The 4,041-nt window shown below is 54.1% G+C and carries 3 protein-coding genes and 1 pseudogene; 1 reads left to right on the forward strand and 3 read right to left on the reverse strand.

The features are described from left to right. Window positions 1–347 precede the first annotated feature (347 nt). Both AAAC48_RS00005 and AAAC48_RS00010 read right to left on the reverse strand, forming a co-directional pair. The gene (locus AAAC48_RS00005; RefSeq protein ID WP_340652194.1) at window positions 348–1,382 is read right to left on the reverse strand and encodes a YihY/virulence factor BrkB family protein; all 1,035 of its coding nucleotides are present in this window, start codon (window positions 1,380–1,382) and stop codon (window positions 348–350) included. 120 nt (window positions 1,383–1,502) lie between these two features. Continuing rightward, entirely contained in the window at window positions 1,503–2,105 is a 603-nt protein-coding gene (locus AAAC48_RS00010) for a general stress protein (protein ID WP_340652195.1), read from the reverse strand. A 438-nt stretch (window positions 2,106–2,543) separates the two neighbouring features. On the opposite strand from AAAC48_RS00010, the pseudogene AAAC48_RS00015 reads away from it, so the two are divergent. Then, window positions 2,544–2,618: pseudogene (locus AAAC48_RS00015) on the forward strand (YbhB/YbcL family Raf kinase inhibitor-like protein); the annotation flags it as partial. A 166-nt stretch (window positions 2,619–2,784) separates the two neighbouring features. Here the strand turns inward: AAAC48_RS00015 and AAAC48_RS00020 are convergent. Then, window positions 2,785–3,792: an NAD-dependent epimerase/dehydratase family protein gene (locus AAAC48_RS00020; RefSeq protein ID WP_340652196.1), complete on the reverse strand. Its 1,008-nt coding sequence runs from the start codon at window positions 3,790–3,792 to the stop codon at window positions 2,785–2,787. Between the last annotated feature and the right edge of the window lie 249 nt (window positions 3,793–4,041).

Genomic DNA, 4,041 nt, shown 5'->3' on the forward strand with positions numbered 1-4,041 from the left:
GCAAATGATCTATTGGAATGAGGAATTGTGGCTTCCGGCAACGGCAGGTTTCCTTTCGCAGCTAGCATTATTCCCTCCTCGACTTCACCTGACTGCTCCGACGTGGTTTCTTCGTCGACTGACATTCACATTGCTAAATCTTTCGATGTAAAAATGAGACAAAAAAATGGCTATTATGCGGCGACAATCAGGCGGACTCGGGTGGCTGCCCGGATCTAGAAGATTTCATGTCAGGCAGACAAGCTGCCAAACCGTAAATAATCAGGGCGCGCAATGGCTCTTGGGTACTGCAGATGTGCCATCGCTTGAGCAAGTGTCTCCGCTCCTCCCATGCAGGATAGTTATTCTCACTGCGGAGCTGACATTTTTCCTCTCTTCTCGTCCACAGATTCGCCGAGTGTATCGGCAACCACTGCGCCACGCTTTCCCATCGGAAGGGGTTCTCCGGTCGTGGTATCGATCACGGTTTGATGTTCCAGTTCCGCATTCAACTCAGCCCCAAGGATAAGGACGATCACGGAGATCCATATCCACACCATCAGGCCGGCAACCGCGCCCAAAGCGCCATACGTGGCATTGTAATCGGCAAAATTGGCGAGGTAGAATGTAAAAGCCGCAGATGCAATTATCCACACCAACGTGGAAAGAATGCTTCCCCACGATAGCCAGCGCCATTTGGCTTGCTCCCGATCCGGGCCGAAGCGATAAACGACAGAAATGGCTCCCGCAACAACGATCGCAGTCAAGGGCCATCGCGCCAAGCTGACCAGCGCCGCATTCCAGCCGTCGAGGCCGAAGAACGTCAACAGTCGTGGGATCATACCCAATGCAGTGATCAGAAAAATTCCAAAAATCATGCCGGTAAGCGTGAAAGCAAACGAAACCAAATTAAGTTTCAGAAAGCTGCGGCTTTCATTCTCGCTGTATGCAACGTTCAATGCTTCGAATATGGCCTTGATGCCGTTGTTCGTGCTCCATAGCGCCACTGAAAGTCCGATAAAAAAGCCGAGACTGAGGACCTTGGTATCTTGCGCTGCAAGTGTCTCGAGCTGAGACCGGATGAGATTGACCGAGTCCATCGGTAGAATGCCAATGAGCATGGAAGTGTTGCCAGCGACTGTGGCACGATCAGCCAGAAAACCATACAATGATACAAAAGCGGTCAGTGCCGGAAACAAGGCAAGCAGCAAATAAAATGTTGCCCCTGCCGCAATCAGCATGATCCGGTCTTCCCACAACGCATTGTAAATTCTATAGAGGACGTCTCTCCAACCCTTCGCCGGAATGTCAGATGGAGCGCGCGCGCGGCGTCCACGTCCCTGCTGTCTCGCGCGCCGCGTTAATATCTTGTCGGCGTTGGACTTCTTCGAAATCGAGGCCATCACAGCATGCCTGTTCCTCGATTATCCCAACTCATTGCAGACCAATCCTTCAAACTTGCGATCTCCAGTATCCTGCATTCAAACCCGATGAGGTAATGATCCCGGACCGGCAAATACGGCTCAAGGCATTTGCTGGCGATATTCACGTAAGCGTCGCCGTTCCCTGGCAACCTCTTCGTCTGTGAGAGCCGGGTTGGTTTCATCAAATCCCTGCCAACCTTCTTCACGATACACAGCGCGGCGTGCTTCAAGATCAGACAATGTATCGTCCTTGATGATCGACCGCGCGACGGCCGCTTTATCCTTATCGACGCGAACCGATACCAATGTACTGCCCCGGCGTATCCCTTCCGCATAGACATGCGCTTCGTCTTTTTCGACGCCGGCTCCAGTAAGTGAGCCAATGATGCCGACGGCGGCACCGCCCGTGACGGCACCTGCGGCCGCTCCAACGATCGTGGAGACAAGCCATCCTGCTGCCACAACGGGACCTACGCCCGGAATGGCGAGTATACCCAGCCCCGCAACGAGCCCGCCCGCACCTCCCACTAGGGCGCCGACGCCAACGCCCGTAGCTACGCCCTCTTCGGCATTTGGTTCACTCGCTTCCTCGGCGCGGCCAATGATCGTGATATCGGAGGAAGAAATTCCCGCATCCTCGAGTTTGTTAACGACAGTGCGAGCATCATCATAACTATCATATAGTCCTGTTACCGTTTGCATTTGAAACTCCCTGGCTATGCTTTATTTCGACAACCCGCAGTTGGCGGCTGCCTTTGCCTGTCCCTCCTTGACGGAGCCAGTCCAGGTGTGTCTTCATGACAAGCTCCTGTGAGTGGTTTCTCCAGAAAAACTAGCGTGCGGATGAAATGTTCCGGTTTTGGATCATCCCAGAGTAATCGACCCGCTGCTGGATATTGCCGATTGTACGGGTATTCCAATTCGATCTTTCCAAGAACCACCGCAGCTTCCCCCAATTGGGATTTGGCAAGGGAGACGATGTCGGACGGACAAATCTGATGCCAATAAAGAAATAAGGCGCGATTGCCCGGCACTCAGCGCTTATCTGATGCTGCGCAAAGCGTTCGACGGACTAAGGCCGTCGCGATGATTTTCTTGGAAGCGTCGATACGGTTTCGAACCAAGCTTTGCGATCTTTGGCAAAATGATTTCGGCAATGCGCGATATGATTTTCCCCAACCGGCGAGAGGACATCGAATTCATCACTATCGGTTTTGATTGGCCACGCTGAACGTTCCAAGCTTACCTATCCCAGGTACAGCTGGAGCCAAGTTGATGTGCACACTGAAAAGTGCCCCAGATGGACCGCGCCGCCGTTGAGCGGAGCCCATAGCAGGTCGCATCGCGCTGAACTTCGGCTATAGCGGGTACTCATGCCTGCTCAATGAAGCCAGCTTTGGCGTAGTCTTGTACGCCATCCAGACACCACTTTTCGTAAATCTTGGCGGTTAGAGCGGCTCGAAGAACGCCCACTCGCTATGAGATCGCTGGACAATTCTTCAATTCGTCGTGCGGGATTGTCGACAGCGTCCCAGCCCATCGACTGCAGCTTCGCCGAGCTCGCAACGAGGTCGCCATTCAATCTTTTCCGGCGATCGCTCTGGCCAGTCATTCGTGCCAAAAGGTTCAATATCCAGGGCGGGCAGGAAAACAAATTGGGGTTCCGGCCCTGACCCAGACGCGTCGCTGCGACTATCTCCGATATGGTTAGCGGAATCCTGTCCGACACGATGAATGTGCCCCCATCTGTGCCGGCATCGTCCAGGCAGTGGATGATCGCCCGGCAAAGCGCCCCGCGATCGAGCAGCGACCGTTTGCCGGTCAGTGAATTCAGGGGCAAGGGCAGCGGCAAGGCTGCGAGTTTCACGAGCATGGCCATGTTACTCTTCATACCGGGGCCATAGACGAGGACCGGTCGCAGTATCGTATAATTCCCACGGGTCATCGCTGCCGCGACTTCAGTCTCGGCTGCGAGCTTCGCGCGTCCGTAGTCATCCGTCGGTTGTGGACGATCGCTTTCCAGCGCGATACCATCGTAAACGCTGCCGCACTGCGCGCGGATCGTCGAGACGAAGATGAGTTTGCCCGATATGACTTTATGCGCAGCTCTTGCCAGTTTGGCCGTCATAACGCAATTGACGGCATAATAGGTGTCAGCAGAAACGGCAAACTGCGGGTTATGGATGGCCGCCAGATGCACAACATGGTTGATCTGTTTAAGAATGTCCTCGAAGACCTCGACAGGTTCATGCGGTGAAGGCAGACGAACCCATTCCAGCCCATTGCGGCCGGATTTACCTTGGTTGCGTGTGGCGACAATCACGCGATAACCACCCGCCTTCAGATAAGTGACCAGTTCCGCACCGACAAAACCCGAGGCTCCTGTCACGAGTACTACGCTCGGTGCCCTAAGACTCTCATGCACACCGGCAGGTTCAGACAATTCTGCCGACGCTTCAGGGAGGTTGAGACGGGGTCTCAGACATCTTTCTTCTTCATAGGGTCAGCTCGCATTCAAACTCAGGACAGCTAATGCGTCATCCCGATTACAGCGAGATTAAGCCCGATAGTCTATCAAAGTTAGCGTAGATTGAGAATCGGCCATTGTGGGTACGCCGCCCTAATCTCTTCGATGCGG

This window comes from Phyllobacterium sp., from assembly GCF_037994405.1.
Taxonomy (GTDB): domain Bacteria; phylum Pseudomonadota; class Alphaproteobacteria; order Rhizobiales; family Rhizobiaceae; genus Phyllobacterium.

Bases quoted from the DNA above. Each gene is read 5' to 3' on its own strand.
- AAAC48_RS00005 (WP_340652194.1), bottom strand. From the start codon at position 1,382: ATGGCCTCGATTTCGAAGAAGTCCAACGCCGACAAGATATTAACGCGG.
- AAAC48_RS00010 (WP_340652195.1), bottom strand. From the start codon at position 2,105: ATGCAAACGGTAACAGGACTATATGATAGTTATGATGATGCTCGCACT.